The sequence below is a fragment of the Pseudoalteromonas sp. S558 genome, from assembly GCF_005886635.1.
GTDB lineage: Bacteria > Pseudomonadota > Gammaproteobacteria > Enterobacterales > Alteromonadaceae > Pseudoalteromonas > Pseudoalteromonas aliena.
This window is the reverse complement of record NZ_PNDU01000109.1, coordinates 1-18,816: the sequence shown is the minus strand read 5'-3', so window position 1 is coordinate 18,816 and position 18,816 is coordinate 1. Positions and strand designations below refer to the sequence as shown.

General features: G+C 38.9%; 21 protein-coding genes and 1 pseudogene. 18 read left to right on the top strand and 4 right to left on the bottom strand.

The features are described 5' to 3' along the window. Nucleotides 1-204: 204 nt before the first annotated feature. Together hslO and hslR are read right to left on the bottom strand one after the other, a co-directional pair. Nucleotides 205-1,050: an Hsp33 family molecular chaperone HslO gene (gene hslO / locus CWB66_RS08960; protein ID WP_138585114.1), complete on the bottom strand. Its 846-nt coding sequence runs from the start codon at nucleotides 1,048-1,050 to the stop codon at nucleotides 205-207. A gap of 12 nt (nucleotides 1,051-1,062) precedes the next feature. Next, nucleotides 1,063-1,485, bottom strand: coding sequence for a ribosome-associated heat shock protein Hsp15 (gene hslR, locus CWB66_RS08955; protein ID WP_138585113.1), 423 nt, complete (start codon nucleotides 1,483-1,485; stop codon nucleotides 1,063-1,065). Between the two features lie 212 nt (nucleotides 1,486-1,697). Between hslR and gspC the strand changes: the two genes are divergently transcribed. The 13 genes from gspC (at nucleotide 1,698) to CWB66_RS08890 (ending at nucleotide 13,745) form a co-directional block, all read left to right on the top strand. Next, nucleotides 1,698-2,639, top strand: coding sequence for a type II secretion system protein GspC (gene gspC / locus CWB66_RS08950; RefSeq protein ID WP_138585112.1), 942 nt, complete (start codon nucleotides 1,698-1,700; stop codon nucleotides 2,637-2,639). Between the two features lie 23 nt (nucleotides 2,640-2,662). Beyond that, nucleotides 2,663-4,729, top strand: coding sequence for a type II secretion system secretin GspD (gspD, locus tag CWB66_RS08945; protein ID WP_138585111.1), 2,067 nt, complete (start codon nucleotides 2,663-2,665; stop codon nucleotides 4,727-4,729). After that, a complete protein-coding gene (gene gspE, locus CWB66_RS08940) occupies nucleotides 4,722-6,287 on the top strand; it encodes a type II secretion system ATPase GspE (protein ID WP_138585110.1) in 1,566 nt (521 codons plus the stop codon). Before gspD ends, gspE begins: the two co-directional genes overlap by 8 nt. A 2-nt stretch (nucleotides 6,288-6,289) precedes the next feature. Next, a complete protein-coding gene (gene gspF / locus CWB66_RS08935; protein WP_077536639.1) occupies nucleotides 6,290-7,525 on the top strand; it encodes a type II secretion system inner membrane protein GspF in 1,236 nt (411 codons plus the stop codon). Between the two features lie 78 nt (nucleotides 7,526-7,603). After that, on the top strand, nucleotides 7,604-8,026 hold the full coding sequence (gene gspG, locus CWB66_RS08930) for a type II secretion system major pseudopilin GspG (protein WP_077536640.1): 423 nt from the start codon (nucleotides 7,604-7,606) through the stop codon (nucleotides 8,024-8,026). A gap of 49 nt (nucleotides 8,027-8,075) precedes the next feature. Beyond that, nucleotides 8,076-8,663, top strand: a complete 588-nt coding sequence (gene gspH, locus CWB66_RS08925) for a type II secretion system minor pseudopilin GspH (protein WP_077536641.1) — start codon at nucleotides 8,076-8,078, stop codon at nucleotides 8,661-8,663. Further along, nucleotides 8,663-9,037, top strand: a complete 375-nt coding sequence (gene gspI, locus CWB66_RS08920) for a type II secretion system minor pseudopilin GspI (protein ID WP_077536642.1) — start codon at nucleotides 8,663-8,665, stop codon at nucleotides 9,035-9,037. Before gspH ends, gspI begins: the two co-directional genes overlap by 1 nt. Further along, entirely contained in the window at nucleotides 9,038-9,715 is a 678-nt protein-coding gene (gene gspJ / locus CWB66_RS08915) for a type II secretion system minor pseudopilin GspJ (protein ID WP_077536643.1), read from the top strand. Next, nucleotides 9,715-10,701: a type II secretion system minor pseudopilin GspK gene (gspK, locus tag CWB66_RS08910; protein ID WP_138585109.1), complete on the top strand. Its 987-nt coding sequence runs from the start codon at nucleotides 9,715-9,717 to the stop codon at nucleotides 10,699-10,701. Before gspJ ends, gspK begins: the two co-directional genes overlap by 1 nt. After that, complete coding sequence (gspL, locus tag CWB66_RS08905; protein ID WP_138585108.1) at nucleotides 10,698-11,903, top strand: type II secretion system protein GspL; 1,206 nt, start codon at nucleotides 10,698-10,700, stop codon at nucleotides 11,901-11,903. The genes gspK and gspL overlap by 4 nt, the downstream gene beginning before the upstream one ends. Then, nucleotides 11,900-12,373, top strand: coding sequence for a type II secretion system protein M (locus CWB66_RS08900; RefSeq protein WP_077536646.1), 474 nt, complete (start codon nucleotides 11,900-11,902; stop codon nucleotides 12,371-12,373). The genes gspL and CWB66_RS08900 overlap by 4 nt, the downstream gene beginning before the upstream one ends. Before the next feature lie 3 nt (nucleotides 12,374-12,376). Then, nucleotides 12,377-13,135 carry a type II secretion system protein N gene (locus CWB66_RS08895; protein ID WP_138585107.1) on the top strand — a complete coding sequence of 253 codons (759 nt, stop codon included), beginning with the start codon at nucleotides 12,377-12,379 and terminating at the stop codon, nucleotides 13,133-13,135. Between the two features lie 22 nt (nucleotides 13,136-13,157). Beyond that, complete coding sequence (locus tag CWB66_RS08890; RefSeq protein WP_138585106.1) at nucleotides 13,158-13,745, top strand: UPF0149 family protein; 588 nt, start codon at nucleotides 13,158-13,160, stop codon at nucleotides 13,743-13,745. A gap of 48 nt (nucleotides 13,746-13,793) precedes the next feature. Here CWB66_RS08890 and CWB66_RS08885 read toward each other — a convergent pair whose 3' ends face one another. Together CWB66_RS08885 and CWB66_RS08880 are read right to left on the bottom strand one after the other, a co-directional pair. Next, on the bottom strand, nucleotides 13,794-14,000 hold the full coding sequence (locus CWB66_RS08885; RefSeq protein WP_138585105.1) for a hypothetical protein: 207 nt from the start codon (nucleotides 13,998-14,000) through the stop codon (nucleotides 13,794-13,796). Continuing rightward, nucleotides 14,000-14,359 carry a hypothetical protein gene (locus CWB66_RS08880; RefSeq protein WP_077536650.1) on the bottom strand — a complete coding sequence of 120 codons (360 nt, stop codon included), beginning with the start codon at nucleotides 14,357-14,359 and terminating at the stop codon, nucleotides 14,000-14,002. Before CWB66_RS08880 ends, CWB66_RS08885 begins: the two co-directional genes overlap by 1 nt. 290 nt (nucleotides 14,360-14,649) lie before the next feature. Between CWB66_RS08880 and ccoG the strand changes: the two genes are divergently transcribed. From ccoG to CWB66_RS08855, 5 genes and pseudogenes are all read left to right on the top strand, one after another. Beyond that, on the top strand, nucleotides 14,650-16,080 hold the full coding sequence (gene ccoG / locus CWB66_RS08875) for a cytochrome c oxidase accessory protein CcoG (RefSeq protein ID WP_138585104.1): 1,431 nt from the start codon (nucleotides 14,650-14,652) through the stop codon (nucleotides 16,078-16,080). 49 nt (nucleotides 16,081-16,129) lie between these two features. Continuing rightward, entirely contained in the window at nucleotides 16,130-17,104 is a 975-nt protein-coding gene (locus tag CWB66_RS08870) for a serine/threonine protein kinase (protein ID WP_138585103.1), read from the top strand. Between the two features lie 34 nt (nucleotides 17,105-17,138). Then, nucleotides 17,139-17,762, top strand: coding sequence for a thiol:disulfide interchange protein DsbA/DsbL (locus CWB66_RS08865; protein ID WP_138585102.1), 624 nt, complete (start codon nucleotides 17,139-17,141; stop codon nucleotides 17,760-17,762). Nucleotides 17,763-17,782: 20 nt separating this feature from the next. After that, complete coding sequence (locus tag CWB66_RS08860; RefSeq protein WP_138585101.1) at nucleotides 17,783-18,421, top strand: thiol:disulfide interchange protein DsbA/DsbL; 639 nt, start codon at nucleotides 17,783-17,785, stop codon at nucleotides 18,419-18,421. A 60-nt stretch (nucleotides 18,422-18,481) separates the two neighbouring features. After that, nucleotides 18,482-18,643, top strand: a pseudogene (locus tag CWB66_RS08855) (2-thiouracil desulfurase family protein); the annotation flags it as partial. Nucleotides 18,644-18,816 lie beyond the last annotated feature (173 nt).

Below are 18,816 nucleotides of genomic sequence, written 5' to 3'. Positions count from 1 at the left end.
GAGGTTTGTAACGTAGTGGGCTAAGTAAAAACCGAGCAACAAAGAGTTAATCGCCCCTAGGGAGAACCCAAAGGGCTACGCATGTTTGGTATTTATGCTGCGTTATCGCCTATTTATGGGGAAGGATCACACATCGTAGGGACGGTGCATTGCTTAAATACCACATATACAGCTGTAAAATTAATCACGAAAGGTCAACACGACTTAATTAAAAATGTTTTTTACGTCTTGTTCATTAAAAACATATTCTTTTAAACAATAATGACAGCTAATGTTAACCGAACCTTTTTCGTCAATATCTTTAAGTAGGTCTTGCTGTCCTATATTGACAAGGGCAGTAATTGTTTTCTCGCGACTGCAACCACACTTAAATTTAATGGCTTGTGGTTCGAACACACGAGGGTTATCTTCGTGGTATAAGCGAGTAAGCACTGTATTAGCATCAAGATGTAATAGTTCTTCGTTTTTAATCGTATTACTTAGGGCTTCTAAATGGGCAAAGTCTTCAATTGATTTTTGCTTGTCAACAGGGAGTACTTGTAAAAATAAACCACATGCTTTAGCGCTGCCTTCAGTTGTATCAGTTGCAAACCAAAGACGTGTTTTTAATTGCTCTGACTGCTCAAAGTAACTTTCAATACACTCACTCAATGTGTCGTGTTCTAAAGGCACAATGCCTTGGTAGCGTTCGCCTTTATCTGGGGTAATAGTTATCACCATGTAACCTTGGCCGATAAGCTCTTTTACAGTAGTCCCTGTCACTTCACTTTGCAAACGAGCGATACCACGCATATTTTGTTTATCGTCGCCATTAATAACTGCGTATTTAACAGGTCCATCACCTTGTAACTGTACGGCTATTTCACCTTCAAACTTTAAAGTTGCAGTGAGTAAGCATGTTGCAACGAGCAATTCACCTAGTAATGCTTTAACAGGAGCCGGATAATTATGATCGGCAATCATTTCATTATAGGCACTTTCGATTTGAACGAGTTCGCCACGAACATCTAGTTCATTGAATAAATAACGGTGAAGTAAATCTTGTTGCATGAGCGGCTTTACCTAACTTGATTTCATTTTTAAGAGTTCGCGTCTTTGCTTTTTATCCGGTTTTTTTACCGGATGAGGTGCAAAGAAGCTGTTATTTTTACGTGCGATGGTATTCTCTTCGCGTTTAACAATACTTGCATCAGATTCTTGATACAAGGTCTGTGCAATGGGGGCGCTTTGTCGGTTTTCAAGCACTTTTAATATAGTAACTATTTTTTCATCCACGCCTTGGGCAAGTTTAACGATTGCTCCAACCTCTACAATTTTACTCGCTTTGGTACGCTGGCCATTATAATGTACTTTGCCGCCTTGTACCATTTCACGAGCAGCTGCGCGTGTTTTATAAAAGCGTGCTGCCCATAGCCATTTATCTAATCGAACTTTTACTTCGTCTGTATGGTCTGAGTTTGACTTGCTATTACTTCTTTTACTCATAAGGCATTTTATCCACTTTAGTTATAACTTAAAATTTATCATGGAATCATCATCGGATGAAGGTATTGCATAGGAAGTTTGCTTTTTATACAGACAAATTAAATTAATTTATTCTGTTTACAAAGTTTAATATTAGTACTCTTGTTGAATGAAAAATGAAAGGGTACTATGGGTACGCGCTTACGCAGTAAATTAAAATAAGAATACTATTTATGGAACAGCAAATTCAGCAATTTAAACAATTTTTAACGCGGTTACCGCATGCTAAATTAAGTGCGTTAGTTACACTGTTAGTTGTTGTTTACCTTGCTTTTTTATTATCAAAATTAGTTTGGCTTGTTTGGCCAAAGCCGCTTATATCTCCTCTTGCTCCTGCGCAACATACTAGTCAATCAAAGAATGTTCGTAATAGTTCGGCCCAACATATCATTGAGCAATTTTTATTCGGTAAAGCAATTGTAACAAATAACAATAACACTGCGCAGCAATCGCAGGTTGTTAACAACGCGCCAGAGACTCGCCTAAGTATTAATCTCACTGGTATTGTTGCGGTGAGTAATGATGATCAAGGAGGAGTGGCGATTATTGAATCACAAGGTAAACAAGTAAGTTATTTAGCTGAAGATGTTATACAAGGTACCCGAGCTAAAGTGGCGCAAATATTACCAGATCGTGTAATTTTAAACGTGAGTGGCCGCTTTGAAACATTAATGCTTGATGGTCTCGACTTTACTAAAACAGTATCTATGCCTGTTTTAGCTGCACGTAATGATGAAGATATGGGGCCACAGCAATTTGTATCGAGTGAGCTGAAAATAGATGCCACTGCTGATCCGCAAGTAAAGCAATCAATAATAGAGACACGTGAAGAGTTACTCGAAGAGCCTGGTAAATTATTTGATTACATACGTGTTTCACAAGCAATGAACGATGGAGAGCTCATTGGTTATCGCTTAAGTCCAGGTAAAGAACCTGCATTATTTAAGCAAATGGGTTTACAAAATAACGATTTAGCTATTGCAATTAATGGCTATCAACTAACGGATCTAAAACAGGCAATGTCAGCTATTAATGAGCTGCGCAATAGCACGGATGCCAATATCACTATAGAACGTGATGGCGAACAAATAGATGTGCAATTTAGCCTGCAATAACATAGCTTTGGAGTTTTAATATAATGGTTCAGGTGCTACACCTCAAAAAAATTAAAAAAGGGTTAGCTAAGTACGCGGCACTTTTTTTAGCGGCAAGTATTTCATTGTCAGTTTCAGCTGTTGAATACGCTGCTAACTTTAAAGGGACAGATATCAACGAGTTTATCAACATCGTTGGTAAAAACCTTAATAAAACAGTCATCATTGACCCTAATGTGCGTGGTAAAGTAAACGTACGTAGCTATGAGTTAATGGATGAAGCACTTTATTATCAGTTCTTTTTAAACGTATTAGAAGTTTACGGCTACTCGGCCGTTGAAATGGATAATGGCATTATAAAAGTAGAAAAAAGTTCTGATGCTAAAAAGTCTAATGTGCCACTAATTACCGAAGGTAGTGACGCTAGCGGCGACATGATGATCACACGAGTTGTACGAGTTAAAAACGTAAGCGTACAAGAACTTGGCCCACTGGTAAGGCAATTTAGTGACCAAAAAGATGGTGGCCATGTTGCAAACTTTAATGCGGCTAATGTGATGATGTTGACTGGTCATGCAGCATCGGTTAATCGTTTAGTTGAGATTATTCGTTCGGTTGATCAAGCTGGCGATAAGCGTGTAGATATAGTTAAGCTTAAGTTTGCTACTGCTGATGATGTAGTGTCAGTGGTCGATAATATCTATAAAGATAATGGTAAAGGCAGTGTTCCTGAATTCTTGATTCCAAAAGTAGTGGCAGATGGCCGAACTAATAGTGTAATTGTAAGTGGTGAAGGTCAAGCTCGTACGCGTGCAATTGAGCTTATTAAGCGCTTAGATGGGGAATTAGAAAGCCAAGGTAATACACAAGTGTTTTACCTAAACTACGCAAAAGCTGAAGATTTAGTGAAGGTATTGCAAGGCGTTAGCAAGTCGCTTACGGATGATTCGCAAGGCGGGGCGACAAAAACACGTAGCCGTAGTAAAAATGAAACCAGTATTGAAGCCCACCCAGATTCCAACTCATTAATTATCACAGCGCAACCAGATACAATGCGCTCACTTGAATCAGTAATAGAGCGAATTGATATTCGTCGGGCGCAAGTTTTAGTCGAAGCCATTATTATAGAAGTGATGGAAGGCGATGGTGTTAATCTTGGATTGCAATGGATTTCTGAACAAGGCGGTATGCTGCAATTTAACAATGGTACAACAGTTCCTGTTGGCTCTGTTGCGGTAGCAGCTGAACGAGCTCGAGATAAAACAGTCACTAAAACGATCATAGGCACTGAAAGTGGTAAGCCGACTCAATATAACGAAACTTCTGAAGGTGACTATGGCCCTTTAGCTTCATTGCTTGGTGGTATTAATGGCTTAGCGCTGGGTGTGATTAAAAATGATTGGGGCGCTATCATACAAGCAGTATCAACTAATACTAACTCAAATATTTTGGCAACACCGTCTATTACTACAATGGATAACCAAGAAGCATCTATTTTAGTCGGTCAAGAAGTGCCTATAATTACCGGTTCTCAAACGGGTACTGATAATGGTAGTAATCCATTCCAAACGGTTGACCGTCAAGAAGTCGGTATTAAACTAAAAGTAACACCACAAATTAATGATGGCTCAGCGGTACAGCTTACTATTGAACAAGAGGTGTCAAGCGTTAGTGGTGCAACCGCCGTTGATATTTCAGTGAATAAGCGTTCAATTAAAACAACTGTTATGGCCGATGATGGTGGCATGGTTGTTTTGGGTGGTTTAATTGATGAAGACGTACAAGAAAGTGTTTCTAAAGTGCCATTATTAGGGGATATACCTATATTAGGGCATCTGTTTAGATCAACAAATACAACGCGCAAAAAGCGTAATCTTATTGTATTTATTCGCCCGACTATTATTCGTGATGGTATAAGGATGAATAAGTTAAGCTTTAATAAGTATAATTTTATTCGTGGTGAGCAATTTAAACAGCGCGAAGATGGGATTGAGTTAATGCCTGCGACTGATTCACCAATTTTACCTGAATGGAATGATGAATTAGTACTGCCACCAACGTATGAAGATTCTTTACGTAAACAAAATGCACAAGAGCGTAAAGATGACTAATGCGATTGAAGAGATAAACCAAGATGTGGTTCATCCTAAAGTGCATAAGCAGGACGAGCCATTAATCGATGACGTGCTAATTGAACTACCCGCAAAGCGATTACCTTTTTCGTATGCAAGGCGTGCTGGTGTATTACTGAGCAAAAATAAAGAGCATCGAATAGTATATTACCGTGGCGAGCTTGATGTGGAGGTACTATTAGAAGTACGCCGTATTGCAGGGCATGGTTTTACGCTTGAGCAGCTTGCGGATGATAAGTTTGAACTATTGCTTGAAGCATCTTATCAGCGAGATAGTTCGGAAACCCAGCAGATGATGGAAGACATTGGCAATGAAGTTGATTTATTCTCACTTGCTGATGAACTCCCGCAAACTGAAGACTTACTTGCTGGTGACGATGATGCACCTATCATAAAACTCATTAATGCCATGCTGAGCGAGGCAATTAAAGAGGGCGCGTCTGATATACATATCGAAACCTTCGAGCAAGAGCTTGTTATTCGTTTCAGGGTGGATGGTGTATTAAAAGAAGTGCTTAAGCCTAATCGTAAACTTGCATCGTTACTTGTATCTCGTATTAAAGTAATGGCTAAGCTTGATATAGCCGAAAAACGTATTCCACAAGATGGTCGTATTAGCTTACGTATTGCTGGGCGTGCAGTTGACGTGCGTGTATCTACAATGCCATCGAGCTTTGGTGAGCGTGTAGTACTGCGTTTACTTGATAAAAACAACGCGCGCTTAAACCTTGAAGATTTAGGTATGACTGCAGAAAATCGTGCGTTGTTTTCAGATTTAATTAGTAAACCCCACGGCATTATTTTGGTAACAGGGCCAACGGGCTCTGGTAAAAGTACCACTTTATACGCTGGTATGAGCCAAATTAACTCACGCGATCGTAATATTCTTACCGTTGAAGATCCGATAGAGTACGAGATCCCAGGCATTGGCCAAACACAAGTTAATACCAAAGTTGATATGACATTTGCTCGAGGTTTGCGTGCAATATTACGTCAAGATCCAGATGTGGTTATGGTGGGTGAAATACGCGACCTTGAAACTGCGCAAATTGGTGTTCAAGCGTCACTTACCGGTCACCTTGTTATGTCTACTCTGCATACTAATACCGCATCGGGTGCAATTACACGTATGGAAGATATGGGTGTTGAACCATTCTTACTTTCATCTTCATTGCTCGGTGTGTTGTCGCAACGTTTAGTACGTACGTTATGTAATACCTGTAAAGAAGGCCACACAGCAGACGAGCATGAATGTCAGTTGTTAGGTGCTCCTTTTGAAAGCCAACCGACGATTTATCGAGCTGTAGGTTGTGAGGAGTGTAACTTTAATGGTTACCGTGGTCGTACCGGTATTCATGAGTTGCTGGTAGTTGATGAAGCAATACGTGAAATGATTCACAACGGTAAAGGTGAGCAAAGCGTAGAGAAATACATTCGTAAACGCAGTCCAAGCATCCGCCAAGATGGTTGTAGCCGTGTACTTGCAGGCAAAACAACACTTGAAGAAGTATTGCGTGTTACCCGTGAGGAAGGTTAATTATGGCGGCGTTTGAGTATCGTGCCTTAGATGGTAGGGGTAAAGAAAAAAAAGGTATTTTAGAGGCTGATACCGCGAAACAAATTCGCCAAATTTTACGTGATCAAAAATTAACGCCACTTGAGGTAGTCCCTGCAGCGCAAAGTGACAAGCAAGTAAAAGGTGAAAAAGCGCCTTTATTAGGTAACTTTTTTAAACCCACTATATCTACTTCTGATTTAGCACTTATCACTCGTCAATTGGCCACGTTAATTCAATCCGCATTGCCTGTTGAGGGAGCCGTCATGGCCGTAGCCGAGCAATGCGAAAAACCACGTTTAAAGCGCATGTTGATGTCGGTACGTTCAAAGGTTGTTGAAGGTTATACACTTGCTGATGGTATGAGTGAGTTTCCACATGTGTTTGATGACTTATATCGTGCAATGGTTGCCGCAGGTGAAAAGTCGGGTCATTTAGATCAGGTATTAAATCGATTAGCTGATTACACTGAGCAACGCCAACATATGCGCAGTCAAATTACGCAAGCTATGGTTTACCCTATTATTCTGGTTATATTTGCGATTGGTATTGTTGCGGTTTTGCTGGGAACAGTAGTACCTAAAATATTAAAAACCTTTGAAAAAACCAAGCAAGTACTCCCTTGGACAACAGAGTGGGTAATGGCCGGTAGTCATTTTGTACAAAACTATTGGTTTATCAGTTTAATTGCTATCACTGGCATTGCTATTGGTATTAAACACGCCTTAAAAAAACCAAAAATACGTTTTTGGTGGGACAATCGAATACTTCATATGCCCGGTATTGGTAAGGTTGCACGTGGTATAAATACAGCTCGCTTTGCGCGAACGCTAAGTATTTTGTCATCAAGCTCAGTGCCTTTACTCGAGGGAATGCGTATATCGGGTGGGGTGTTAGTAAATGAAAAAATTAAAAAAGCAGTGGCGGATGCTTCTGATCGGGTAAGTGAAGGTGCTAGTTTACGCGCTGCACTTCAGCAAACTAAGTTGTTTCCACCGATGATGCTGCATATGATAGCCAGTGGCGAAAAGTCAGGCGAACTTGAACAAATGCTAGAGCGTGCTGCAAATAACCAAGACCGCGAATTTGAAAGTATGGTTAATGTATCATTAAAATTATTAGAACCGGCAATGATTGCCTCTATGGCGGTTATTGTACTGTTTATAGTGATGGCAATTTTGCAGCCAATAATGGCAATGAATAAAGCCGTAGGGCTTTAATTATTGCTTAGTTTTTATATATTAGTGGTTTTACCTAAACCATTTTTACTTAATATTTTAGAATAATGAGGTAATTACGTGAATAAACAATCAGGTTTTTCTTTACTAGAAGTGATGGTGGTACTGGTTATCATCGGGATGATTATGTCAATTGTTGCGCCTAATATAATGGGTCAGCAAGAAGAGGCTGCAATTGATAAGGCACATTTAGATATTCAGCAACTTGAAGACGCAATGAGCCTTTACAAGCTTAAAAATAAAAGCTATCCAACCACAGAGCAAGGCCTTGAAGCGCTTGTAAATAAAACGAATATTGAACCAGTACCAAAGCGTTTTCCAGATGGTGGTTTTATTAGTGAATTACCTGATGATCCATGGGGTAAACCATACCAATTAATCAGCCCAGGAGAGGCCGGTAAATTTGATATTTTTTCTGTTGGACCAGATGGCGAAGCTGGTACAGAGGATGATATAGGTAACTGGGATCCTGAGAAGCAATAATGTTAATCAATAGTGCTTTGAATTTATACGTTAATAACCAGAGCTTGCTATGCAAGTAAGCTCTGAACGTGTGCGTAGAAAAAGCCGAGGCTTTAGTTTAATTGAAATTTTAGTGGTATTAGTGATCATCGCTTTTGCTACCAAAATGGTGGTATATAGCTTAGAAGGCGGTGCAGAGGATGAGCTAGATACTCAAGCACTTAGGCTGCATACCACCATTAATATGGCATCAGAGTTTGCTATTTTGAACCAAGTTGAATTGGGATTTCAGGTAGACAAAAATAAGTTCGAATTTTTAGTTTTTGATAGTGAAAAATGGATAACGTTTGACCGAGAAGAGTTATTTAGTCCCGTTGAATTTGACGAACGTTTTAAATTAACACTAAACCTAGAAGATTTAGCGTGGGCAGCAGATAACTTACTCGAACAATCAAATTGGCGTGAATTAATGAGCGGCGGTGACGAAGACAGCTTGTTAGAACTTAAAAAGCTCAAAATCCCTCAAGTACTTATATTGTCATCGGGCGAAGTTAGTGCATTTCAACTAACACTTGAGTTAAAAGCTCAAAGAGAGCCTGTTTACTTTATAGAGGGTGAATTTACTGCCCCTGTTAATTTGCGCCGAGAGCCAGAATAATGGATAACAATAAAGGATTTACTTTATTAGAGGTATTAGTTGCGCTAAGTATTTGTGCTATGACAGGTATTGCAGCAATGCAAGTAACTAGCGAGCATATACATCACTTATCAAGCATTGAAGATCAAACATATGCCTCATGGGTCGCAGAAAATATCTTGGTAGAGCAGCGCACTAAAGGTGAGCAATGGCAAAGTAAAAGTGGATTGCGTGGTAGCGAAGTAATGGCGGGTGTTGAGTGGTTTTGGCAACAAGATGTGATGCCTACGGCCGATAAAAGCTTTGTTAAATTAACCATTACTGTGTTTAGTGACGAGAAGTATGAGCGTTCTGTTTATGAGCTTTCCACCTATTTGAATAAAGGTAAGAAATAAGTGAAGCAACGTGGATTTACATTACTTGAAGTAATGGTCGCTCTAGGAATTTTAGCCTTTGTTATTATTGCTACTCACCAAATATTAGAGACTACAACGCGGTCTAAAGATGCCTCAGATGAAAAAATAGCTGAGTTAAATGGCTTACAAACTACATTCAGGTTAATGGATCAAGACTTTAGCCAAATGACTAAACGCGCAGTACGAAACGAAGCTGGCGATGTACAAGAACTCTATTTACTCGCTGGGCGTTATGTTTTAGAAAGCCAATACCATGGGATTGCGTTTGTGCGTGATGGTTGGGTTAATCCAATTAATTTACTACCCCGCTCAGAATTACAAGCGGTTGGTTATAGAGTGATTGATGATAACTTAGAAAGAGTGTATCGCGTGTATGTAGATCAACTTGATAACACTGAACCACGAGTGCAAGTTATCCTCAAAGGTATCGAAGAGCTAAAGTTTGAATTTCTTGATGACAAAAATAAATGGCTAGAGCAATGGGATATTAAGGCATTACCGAAAGCGGTTGCCGTTACATTGCAGCAAGTTGACGCGAAACCAATTCGCCGTGTATTTTTAGTGCCAGGACAAGGCAAGGTGACCACGCCCACGAGTACAGCAACAAATGGTTCAACACCTAATACAACTAATAAAAATAGCAGAGGCACGCCATAATGGGGTATCAATCATCGCGTGGGGCTGCCATTGTTATTGTATTATTTATGGTGTCGTTAGCGGCTATTTTAGCTGTAGAAATGAGTGCTAATTTGATGGTCCAAGTACAAAAAAGTACCAATTTACAAGGGCATCAGCAAGCTAAGTGGTACGCATATGGTGCAGAAGAACTTGCTATTAAAGCACTTATTCAAAGTAAAAAAGATGACCCTGAGAAAACAACATTAGATCAAATATGGGCAAAACAAGGTGATGTTCCTTATCCCGTTGATAATGGCAAGCTGAGTGGCAAAATAACGGACCTACAAGCTTGCCTAAATTTGAATGCTTTAGCCGTGGAACCTGATAAAAATAGCGCAAATAAAACAAACCCAGCGCATAAAGCATTGTTTACATTACTTGAAAATATAGACGATTTATCTGCGAATGAGTCTGAAGAAGCAATGGCTGACAGTGTATTTGATTGGTTAGATGCCAACAGCATTACATATCGCTCAGGTGCAGAAGAGGGAGAGTATTTGTCACAAAAATTCCCATACCTGACCGCAAATAGCTTATTTGCATCAACTTCAGAACTGCGATTGATCAAAGGTTTTAATCCGCTGGTAATGGAAAAAGTACTCCCTTACGTGTGTGTTATTCCAGGTAGTACTTTGCTTTCTATTAATATAAATACTTTAGCGCCAGAGCAAGCACTCATACTCAGTGCGTTTATTGATGAGTTAAGTTTATCCGGTGCTGAGGCTGTAATCGCTGCAAGGCCAAAAACAGGGTTTGATAGCAAAGAAGTATTTTTTGAACAGGTGCTTCAGCAAGGTGGGAAAAACATTAAAGCAGTAGAAAACTTATTTAGTATTAATAGCGAATATTTTAAATTACAAACGCAGGCAACGTTTGTTGATTTGCGTTTTTCGATGACCACATTACTGTATGCCAACAATGGTGACGTAACGATACTGGCGCGAAAATTTGGAGGCGTACAGTGACAGAAATATTATTGATCCGCACGGGTCAAACTGAACAAGAAACACTTAACTGGTTAATATACTCACCACAAGAACAAGAAATAATAGCCAGTGGAGAGCTTGCTAATGCCAGTCATTTAAGCGAGTTAAGTGAAAAAGCGCAAAGTCGTGAGGTGGTTGTTTTACTGCCAAGTGATCAAGTGCAACTTAAAACAGTTGCTTTGCCTGCTAAATGGAATCGCAAGCTTGAGCAAGCACTACCGTACATGCTTGAAGAAGATATTGCATGCGACGTAGATGATTTATTTATAGCGGTCGGTGAATCAACCACGATAGATGAGCAACATGCTATACGTGTTGCTATGGTGGATCGAGAGTGGTTTGAGCAATGGCTTGCGCTATTTGTAGAGCATAATTTGTCTGTATATAAAATATTACCAGATGCGTTGTTATTACCTACAGCAGATGATGCAATAACGGCTATAGAACTCAATGGACAATGGTTATTTAAGCAAGGTCAATGGCATATAAGTGCTGTAGAAAGTAGTTGGTTAAATGGTTATTTAACGGCAATGGGTAATCCTAACATAAAGCATTTTAGCCCAGCGACTCAATTTCCTGAAACGGTTAGCCTGCAAGCGCAAACAAGTGATTATGATTTACCTTTAGCATTATTTGCTAAACAACTTGATAACGTTAAATTCAATCTTCGCCAAGGCATGTATCAACTTAAAAAGAAAAGTACATTATGGTGGGGATACTGGAAAAGTGCTGCGGTTATTACAGGTGTTGCATTAGTATCAACTATTGCAATAAAGGCCGTAGAATTAAATCAATTAAATACTCAGCTAGAAATTACAAAGGCGCAAGTAGTTGAGCGTTACCAGAATGCGTTTCCAGGCACTAAAGTTCGTCCGCAACTTGTTAAGAGTCAAATTAGAGGCGCATTAAAAAAAATACAGGGGTCAAGCGACGCTGGCTTTTTAGACTTAACAACAAATTTAGTTAATGTGTTTTCTCAAGTGAGTGAATTCACACCTGAAAATTTACGCTACGATAAGCGTCGTAACGAGCTGCGTATTCGAGCTAGGGCGAAGGATTTTCAAACTTTCGGTAAAGTAAAAATATTGCTTGAAAAGCAAGGTTTAACGGTTGACCAAGGCTCATTGAATAACGATGGCGACTTTGTCGTGGGTGAAATTAAACTGCGAGGTGTGGTATGAAAAAGCAGTTGATGCAACATTGGCATTCGCTAAAGGAACAAGAACAACATTTAGTTATGATTGCAGGTGGTGTGTTTATTATTTTCATTTTAGTAATGGGGATCTTTAGGCCACTAAATAATGCAATAGAACGTGCTGAGCAAGCGCAAATTAAACAACAAGAGCTATTGGTTTGGGTTGATGAGAGTATTGTTAAACTCAAAGCTGCGGGCAGTACACAAATTGCCAGTAGCCAAAATTTAAGCCAAATAGTTAACTCAACGCGTGCTCGCTACAAAATTAGCATCAGCAAAATGCAGCCAAGTAATGATTCACTGCGTTTGACGCTCGACTCAATTGAGTTCAATCATTTGATAGAGTGGCTCGATGAACTTGTTAATCAGCATGGTTTACGTGTCGAGAACTTGGATTTAAGCCGCGATGATAAATCTGGTTATGTGCGCGTAAGCCGCTTGGTATTAGAGAAGTAATTAATGAAAAAAACAATAACATTATCTATTTTATTTTTATTTAGCTTTATTATTTTTTGTATTGTTAAGTTGCCCGCAGTTATTGCATTGGACTTAGCTAAGCCTTATCTACCTAAGCAGTTAGAAATAGGTCAAACCGTTGGCAGCATTTGGCAAGGGCAAATGATGCAAGTGCGCTTTGATGGCGAGCAATTAAATAATGTGCGTTGGGATATTGCTGGATGGCAGTTATTTACCGGCAACTTAAATACTAATTTAAAGTTTGGTGATCCGCGTGAGCGTAGCGATATTTCAGGCTATGCAAATGTAAATTATGGCTTATTTAATAGTACAATTAAAGTAACTGATGGGCTTGTTCGCTCCACTGTTGAAAGAGCAATGCAGCGCATTCAACTACCACTGCCGGTAACAGCAAAAGGCCGCGTAATATTAGAGCTTAATGAATACACCTCAGGCACGCCTTATTGTGAATCATTAAAAGGCGAAATAGCGAGTCCAGATATTGATGTACAGGGTTTAAACGGTTGGTTTAACATTGGTCCGCTTGGTGGTAACCTTAGTTGTAAGTCTGGCAACATAGCCATACTTATTGATCCCGATAACACCTTAGGGCTTGAAGCTGATGCTATTTTAAAGGCTAATTTCGATTTTAAAGTAGCTGGATACGTAAAGCCTGATGCAACATTACCAAAAGACGTACACGATGCAGTGAAGTTTTTAGGTCGTCCAGATAGAGAAGGTCGTTATCCGCTTAATTTTTAATGTTTACAAATAAAGAGTTTTAATGCAATTACCTCAATTTACTGAGTTGCATGCTACGCAGCTCAGCACATTTTTAGATACTCAGCCTGAGGCGATGACCTTATCGCAAAGCCAAGGTTACTTGTTTGGCGTAATTTGTTCTCCTGAGCCATTAGACGTGCATGAGTGGATTGCACAAATCTTACCAAACACGACAGATAATTTAGACGAAGAAGTCTTGTTTTTATTTATGGCGCTATACCATCAAATAAGCGAGCAAGTGTTTGAGATTGGCTATAAATTACCAACGCAATACAGTTTTGATTTTTGTAAAAGCTGGAGTGAAGGTTTTTTAACAGCGACAACGACTTACACTCAAAAACTATTAACCTCTGAGCAATTAGAAGTAGAATATAAAGATGCATTAGAGAGCGCTCAAGCGACATTAAGCTTTTTTGCTCTAGGTGAAGACGCCATTACTACTATCGCTGCGCAAAATAACTTAGGACTACAATCGCTTTGCTTACAGCAATATGAATTAATGGGTGATTTTGCATTAGGCTTTGCCGAGTTGATTGAAATAGTCGCACTTAATAGTGGTTTGTATACAGATGAAGGGTGGGACGAGTAGCTTTTAGGTTACTTATTTTTATAAGTAACCAACCAATTATAAATCTTATTAAGCGCCTAATTCTAACTCTATGTCTGTGCAGCCTTGCTTGCACTTTATTATGCCTTTACCAGACTCTCCAGTGGCTAAATTGAGTGTTAGCAAGGTGTTGCACTGTTCGCATTTCAATGCTTTTCCTTGCGCTAATTTTTTAAGCATATTTCGATGTTTGTGAAATGAGTCGCTCGCTTTTTTATTCAATTTTGAAAAGTCCATTACTTCACTCGCTTTTGCGCTAACGATTCAGACACTATTTTGCATACTGTGTTTAAGCGGTCATCATAAAAATACAGATTTAAATCACGTTCGCGACAATAACGTAAATGAAATAATCGTACTGAATCATCTGTTGTAAATGTTTTTTCTACATATTCATGCTCAGATTCTGATAATCCCAATTGAGCGCTTATATTGCTTTTAGCCATGCTTGCTGCTGGGTTTCTATTTACTTTTGTTGACTCGCCTAAAAGGCTAACGCCTTCACCTAAAAGCTTTTCTCTTGGCTCTTTTATAAGCGGATGATCGATAGTAAAAAAAGCAAGGATCACAATGACTAATATAATAAATTTTTTCACGAAAGCGCAAACCTTGATCTAAATAGGGTTAAATTATTATGCAGTGTAATAAAATGTGTTTTAAAAGCAAGTGGCGAGGGTGAATAAATTATTAGCAATCTATGCCAGTAATTCTAATCAATATTGGTATAATGGCTAGCAGCAGTCAGATATTTCTGAAATATCTGAAAGTATTCAAGTGTCGATTTATTAAACTGAGCATAGTTAGCAAATAACTTGTTAGACCTTATAATATTAGAGTATTTGAATATTGCTGAACTTTTCTTTCCAAGCGGCGTTGAGGAACTTCGATGGACAAACAAATTAAAGTAAAGAACATCCCTGTAGAGGTTAAAATCCAAAAACCGGATTTAAGCCGCCAAGACGACAGATTCAACCCCCGAAACCGCATTTATGTGCGTGCTGTAAAAGGCCTCCATCAGTTACTTAGGCAACGCATCGGTTTTTTAGGGTTACTTGCATTTATGTTGCTCCCTTGGATTAACTTTAACGGTCAACAGGCCGTATTGTTTGATTTGATGGGTCAAAAATACAATATTTTTGGCTTAACACTATGGCCTCAAGATTTTACTATTTTAGCCTTTATTTTTATGTTGGCGGCCTTTGCGTTGTTTTTGGTCACTACTTTTTACGGCCGAGTATGGTGTGGTTACACCTGCCCGCAAACGGTGTGGACTTTTATATTTATTTGGTTTGAAGAAAAGTGTGAAGGTAAAGCTAATCAGCGTAAAAAGCTCGATGAGCGGCCAATGAACTTTGATAAATTTTGGCGAAAAACCGCTAAACATACTAGTTGGATATTATTTTCGTTATATACCGCTATTTCTTTTGTGGGTTATTTTACACCTATTCGGGAGTTGCTTCCTGATTTTGTCACTTTCAATCTAGGGGGATATGCGCTTGTTAGTGTGATCTTCTTTGCAGTATGTACCTATGGCAATGCAGGTTGGATGCGTGAAATTATGTGCTTACACATTTGTCCGTATTCTCGCTTTCAGTCGGCTATGTTCGACAAAGACACGTACACGGTAACTTATGATGAAAACCGTGGTGAAAGTCGCGGTCCTCGTTCTCGTAAAGTCGCTCATCAAGATTTAGAAATGGGTGACTGTATAGACTGTAATTTGTGTGTTCAAGTATGCCCAACAGGTATTGATATTAGAAATGGGCTACAAGCCGAGTGTATAAACTGTGGTGCCTGTATAGATGCGTGCGATGGTGTAATGGATAAAATGGAATACCCGCGTGGGCTTATTTCATATACAACAGAGCGAAACCTCGAAACACCTGAAAATAAAACAAATCCTTTGCGAGCTAAAATAATAGGTTACACGGTCATCTTAGTAATATTAACCAGCGCACTCGTGGCTAACATCGCACTGCGTAAAACAATGGACTTTGATATTATTCGCGATCGTAACCAATTATACCGTGTCGATTTTGATGGTTTAGTAGAAAACACCTATACATTAAAGGTTATTAATAAAGCGCAGTACGAGCAAACTTTTAATATTAAAGTACAAGGTTTAGATAACTTTAAATACATAGGAAAACAGTCATTCACTGTGCAAGCAGGGCAATCACACAATGTGCCTTTATCATTAGTAATGGATCCATATGACTTAAAAGCACCAATGACAGAGTTTAACTTTGTGCTTTCACCAATTAACGAACCAGATAACGAAATATTGCAGCCAAGTAACTTTTTCAAAGCGCGATAATAAATTAACAAAAGCGGGGCAGCCCGCTTTTATTTTGTATAAGAGGCATATGAGTAAATTTAGTTTTGTTGACTTAACCCCTGACCTTATTCTTGATGCTATCGAAAGCGTTGGTATTTATGCCGAGTCTGGTTTACTTGCTTTAAATAGCTACGAAAATAGAGTTTACCAATTTGTCGCTGAAGGCGGGAAACGCTACGTCGTTAAGTTTTACCGCCCCGAGCGCTGGAGCAAAGAGCAAATTCAGGAAGAGCACGATTTTGCATTTGAGCTAGCAGAGGCCGAAGTGCCAGTTGTTGCCCCAATAGTGCATAACGGAGCAAGCTTGTTCGAACACCAAGGATATTGGTTTACGCTATTTCCTAGCGTAGGCGGGCGCTTATTTGAAGTTGATAACTTAGATCAACTTGATGTGTTAGGGCGTTTAATTGGACGTATGCATCAAATTGCTAAAACAAAAGCATTTACGCACCGGCCAACAGTGACATGCGAAGAATACTTGCATACAGCTAAAGTTCATCTACAAAAAAGTAACTTAGTCCCTCTTGGTTTAAAAACAGCTTTTTATACTATTTTAGATTTAGTAATAGAAAAAGCTCAAGCGCAATACAAAGAGGTAGAAACGATACGTCTACATGGGGACTGTCATGCAGGCAATATTTTGTGGGCAGGAGACGCACTTATGTTTGTTGATTTAGACGACAGCCGCCAAGGGCCTGCAATTCAAGATTTATGGATGATGCTCAGTGGCGACAGAATGACACAGCTGTTACAGTTAGATACCCTAGTGGGCGCATATGAAGAGTTTTGTGATTTTGATCACACTCAACTCAAATTGATTGAACCTTTGCGAGCAATGCGTATTATTCATTATATGGGTTGGGTCGCAAATAGATGGAGTGATCCGGCTTTTGTACGGAACTTTTCATGGTTTGCAGATGACAAATATTGGGAGCAACAAATTTTAGCTCTCAAGGAGCAGCTTTCTGCATTACAAGAAGAGCCGTTAAAGTTATTGCCATAACATTTTCTTTAAAGACTATTACAATGAGACACACATGCTTAAAAAAATAAAACTTAGCTTATTGCTTCTTTGTTTACCCTTTGCAGCTTTTGCTGCACAGTTTGAAGTTGATAACCAATATACAGTTATTGATGTAGAAAAAAGTTCAACTGCACAAGTAACCGAGTTTTTCTCATTCTATTGCGGCCACTGCTTTAAGTTTGAACCTGTTGCTAAAGCTATCGAAAAAAACTTACCAGACGATGTCGTGTTTATTAAAAATCACGTTAACTTCTTAGGCGGTGTGTCACCGCAAACACAATCAAATTTAAGCTTTGCTTATTTAATTGCTAAAAAGCATGGTCAAGCACACAATATTGCTGAACAAATATTTAAGAGTATTCATATTCAAGGTGCACCGCTAACAGAAATAAAAGATGTTAAAAAACTCTTAGAAATTAATGGTATTGATAGCAACACGTTTGATAGTGATATTGCTAGCATGCCAATTATTTCTGCTGAACGCGCACTGCAAGATAAGCAAAATAAATATTCAGCGTTAGGTGCGCTCACCGGAGTTCCTACCTTTATTGTTAATGATAAATATAAGATAAATATAAATACTATTAAAAGCCAAACAGAGCTTGATGAGTTAGTTAAATTTTTACTAGCATTATAAATTTTTGGAGAATAAAAATAATGATCAAATTAGTTAAAGCAGGCTTGCTTGCACTATTACTGCCTATGGCAGTGACAAGTTTTGCAGCAACTTATGAAGAAGGCGTGCATTACGATGTTGTATCTGAGCGCGCAACTAAAAAGCCAGAAATTAAAGAGTTCTTTTCATTCTACTGTCCGGCATGTAATAACATGGAAGGACTCATTTCAGAATTTAAACCGTCACTTGATAAAAACGTTAAGTTTAAAAAGAGTCATGTAGATTTTGTGGGGGTTCGCGATCCAGAAAATCAACAAATGATGAGCCAAGCGCTTGCAACAGCAGAAGTAATTCCACAAAAAGATAAAATTATCTCTGCTATTTTTAATCACATTCATACCAAGCGCGCTAAGTTTAATGAGCTTGCAGATGTAAAAGATATCTTTGTAGCGCAAGGCGTTGATGGCGATAAGTTTGACAAGTTGTTTAAAAGTTTTTCGGTACGTACACTAAGCTCTAAAATGAAACGCGATCAAGACTACTTTAAAGAAAAAGGCGCACTTCGTGGTGTACCTACTTTTATTGTCAATGGTAAATATAAGTTAAACCTCGGTAAAGAGTCGGGTATAACTAAGCCAGAAGATATCAGTAAACTGATTAACTATTTAGCAAATAAATAAGTTTAGCTAAATCAAAAAAAGCTCCTTAGTGGAGCTTTTTTGCTTTATAAGGATATAGTGATGGAAAAAATATTAGTATCGAGTTGCTTGCTAGGACAGCCTGTTCGCTACGATGGTAGGGGACACGCAATTTTGCATCCACAGCTTAATTTGTGGCAAAAACAAAATAGATTAATAGTGTTTTGTCCTGAGGTCGCTGGTGGGCTTCCTATACCTGGGGCGTGTTGATCTTTGTAGATTGAAATTTGTTCAATCTAGGGGCGATTTAATCGCGGCGCGAGGTTTGACATTTATACTGCGTTATCGCCTGTTTATGGGGAATAACCACACGACATAGGATCTGCCTTGCCTAAATACCAAACGTACTGCTGCAAAATCAATCACAAAAGGTCAAC